Origin of the sequence: Albidovulum sp. (assembly GCF_049646345.1) — a bacterium.
Lineage (GTDB): Bacteria > Pseudomonadota > Alphaproteobacteria > Rhodobacterales > Rhodobacteraceae > Albidovulum.
In genome coordinates this window covers 1-2,067 of the sequence record NZ_JBARVQ010000588.1, presented here as the reverse complement: position 1 = coordinate 2,067, position 2,067 = coordinate 1, and the positions used below count along the sequence as shown (strand labels likewise).

The following is a 2,067-nucleotide window of genomic DNA, read 5'->3' as shown; positions in this document are numbered from 1 at the left end:
GCGCTTCAGGTGCAGCAGCAGCTGGGTATCCAGTCGCTGTCGATCGCCAACCAGGCGCCGCAGAACATCCTGTCGCTGTTCCGTTAACGAGTGGCGCCGGGGCGCTTTCGAGCGCCCTGGCTTTCCCGCGGCAAAGCCGCGTTGTGACGACAACCGTCATCGGAAGGTATCCAAGTGAACGCTCAATTTCTGGCCAAAACGGCCTATGCCACAGCCGCCATTCCCACCCGCACGGAACGCGGAACCGAATACGAAGTCTTTGCCAGGGTCACGCATCGCCTGAAATCGGCAGCGCGGACAGGGGGCGACTTCAACGCCCTCGTAAGTGCACTGCACGACAACCGCGCCCTTTGGAACGCACTCGCTGCAGATGTGGCGACCAAAACCAACGGCCTGCCACAGGATTTGCGGGCCCAGATTTTCTATCTGGCCGAATTTACCGTCCACCAAACCCGCCGCATTCTTGCCGGTGAGGCGGATGCAGAGGTTCTGGTCGACGTCAATATGGCTGTCATGCGGGGGTTACGACACGAGGGGGAAGCAGCATGACCGGACTGGTCCTGAAACTCGCGCCGCGCGAACGTGTGCTGATCAATGGTGCGGTGATCGAAAACGGCGACAAGCGGTCGCGTCTGGCGATCATGACGCCGAATGCCAACATCCTTCGCCTGCGCGATGCGATCCATCCCGAAGAGGTCAACACGCCGGTGCGCCGGGTGTGCTACATCGCCCAGCTCGTCCTGTCGGGGGACGCCGACCCCAAGGAAGCACGCCACCAGATCATGCGCGGGATCGAGCAGCTCAGTCAGGCGCTGACCGATGCCGACAGCCGGGCGCAACTCAACGCAGCAACTGCGGCGGTCGTGGAAGAGCAGTTCTATCAGGCCATGAAGGCGCTGCGGGCGCTCTTGCCACGCGAAGCCCGGCTTCTTGCCGCCTCGGGGTCATGACCTATTCGCCGGTCGTGCCGTTCGGCGGGTATGCGGGCTGGAAATTTCTGGCCCGCACGCGCGACGCACAGAAAGAAGCATTTGTCGCCAGCAATCAGATTCAGCGTGACGATGCCTACTTTCGCGAAAAGATCGGCACGATCCAGACAGCCGAAGATCTGGTGGCGGATCGTCGGCTTTTGTCCGTTGCGCTAGGTGCCTTTGGCCTCTCGGACGATATCAACAACAAGTATTTCATCCGCAAGGTGCTGGAGGATGGAACGCTCGATACCGATGCGCTGGGCAACAAGCTTTCGGACAAACGCTATCTGGAACTCTCCAAGGCCTTCGGCTTTGGCGATTTCGCCATCCCCCGCACCCAGTTGTCGGATTTCGCCGACAAGATCCTTGCTTCGTACAAGACCCGCCAGTTCGAGGAGGCGGTCGGCAATTCAAACGACCAGATGCGGCTGGCGATGAATGCCGAACGCGAATTGGCAGTCCTTGCCGGTCGCGATCTGTCTGCGGATGCGAAATGGTTCACCGTGCTTGGTTCGCCACCACTTCGCGAAGTCTTTCAGACCGCCCTCGGTCTGCCGCCGGCCTTCGCGGCGGTCGACATCGACCGGCAGCTTGTAACCTTCAAGGACAAGGCTGAAAGTTTTTTGGGCATAAACGACATCTCCGACTTCTCGGACCCTGAAAAAGTCGAGGATCTTGTCCGGCTCTTTCTGCTGCGGTCCGAAACGCAGGTCGGTGCGGGTTATTCGTCATCCTCCGCGGCACTGACCCTCTTGCAAACAGCAGCCAATCGCGGTGGGTTGCTTTCCCGGCTGATCTGACACCCGGGGTCCGGATCGATGCCTGAATTCCGACGGGGGGCCTTGGCCCTGACTGTCAACCGCCGGGATCACCGGCAGCGGCCAGTATCGTGGACAGACGGGCAAAACTTGCAGCTGTACCGTCCGGCTCGTCCTCGGCCAGAAAAGCATCGAGCGCGGGCCAGACCCGTATCGCTGCATCGATGAGCGGATCGGAGCCTTTCACATAGAGGCCCGCCTGAATCATCATTTCGGCCCGGTCATAGGCACCAAGCAGCCGCCGCGCCCGTGCTATCAGCGCATTCTCGGCCTCGGAT

The 2,067-nt window shown here is 60.8% G+C and carries 3 protein-coding genes and 1 pseudogene; 3 read left to right on the top strand and 1 reads right to left on the bottom strand.

All coding sequences use genetic code 11. The features are described from left to right. Positions 1-174: 174 nt before the first annotated feature. The 3 genes from flaF to WBB85_RS15335 are packed head-to-tail and all read left to right on the top strand — an operon-like array spanning position 175 to position 1,771. Positions 175-549 carry a flagellar biosynthesis regulator FlaF gene (flaF, locus tag WBB85_RS15345; RefSeq protein WP_432639473.1) on the top strand — a complete coding sequence of 125 codons (375 nt, stop codon included), beginning with the start codon at positions 175-177 and terminating at the stop codon, positions 547-549. Next, on the top strand, positions 546-950 hold the full coding sequence (gene flbT / locus WBB85_RS15340; protein ID WP_432639472.1) for a flagellar biosynthesis repressor FlbT: 405 nt from the start codon (positions 546-548) through the stop codon (positions 948-950). Before flaF ends, flbT begins: the two co-directional genes overlap by 4 nt. Beyond that, on the top strand, positions 947-1,771 hold the full coding sequence (locus tag WBB85_RS15335) for a DUF1217 domain-containing protein (RefSeq protein ID WP_432639471.1): 825 nt from the start codon (positions 947-949) through the stop codon (positions 1,769-1,771). The genes flbT and WBB85_RS15335 overlap by 4 nt, the downstream gene beginning before the upstream one ends. A 55-nt stretch (positions 1,772-1,826) precedes the next feature. On the opposite strand, the pseudogene fliI reads toward WBB85_RS15335, so the two are convergent. Further along, positions 1,827-2,067 (bottom strand): annotated as a pseudogene (fliI, locus tag WBB85_RS15330) (flagellum-specific ATP synthase FliI); the annotation flags it as partial.

What these genes read in the sequence shown, in the direction of transcription:
- flbT (WP_432639472.1), top strand. Translation starts at nt 546, where the DNA reads ATGACCGGACTGGTCCTGAAACTCGCGCCGCGCGAACGTGTGCTGATC.
- WBB85_RS15335 (WP_432639471.1), top strand. Translation starts at nt 947, where the DNA reads ATGACCTATTCGCCGGTCGTGCCGTTCGGCGGGTATGCGGGCTGGAAA.